This is a genomic window from Cytobacillus sp. Bac17, from assembly GCF_024519925.1.
Taxonomy (GTDB): Bacteria; Bacillota; Bacilli; order Bacillales; family Cytobacillaceae; genus Cytobacillus; species Cytobacillus pseudoceanisediminis.
This window is the reverse complement of record NZ_JALJRC010000129.1, coordinates 1-318: the sequence shown is the minus strand read 5'-3', so window position 1 is coordinate 318 and position 318 is coordinate 1. Positions and strand designations below refer to the sequence as shown.

The 318-nt window shown below is 49.1% G+C and carries 1 pseudogene; it reads left to right on the top strand.

Annotated elements, in window-relative coordinates:
- Positions 1–272, top strand: a pseudogene (locus NR125_RS29500) (hypothetical protein); the annotation flags it as partial.
- Positions 273–318: the final 46 nt, after the last annotated feature.

Sequence of the window (318 nt, the reverse complement as noted above, 5' to 3'; positions counted from 1 at the left end):
GGAGAGTGAGTCCGAACTTAGTGCCACTTCGGACAGAAGAAGCAGAAAACAGGGAAAGTGAGTCCGAACTTAGTGCCACTTCGGACAGAAAGAAGCAGAAAACAGGGAGAGTGAGTCCGAACTTAGCGTCACTTCGGACAGAAGAAGGGAAAAAAACAGCAAGAGTGAGTCCGAACTTAGTGCCACTTCGGACAGAAGAAGCAGAAAACAGGGAGAGTGAGTCCGAACTTAGTCCCACTTCGGACAGAAGAAGCAGAAAACAGGGAGAGTGAGTCCGAACTTAGTGCCACTTCGGACAGAAGAAGCAGAAAACAGGGA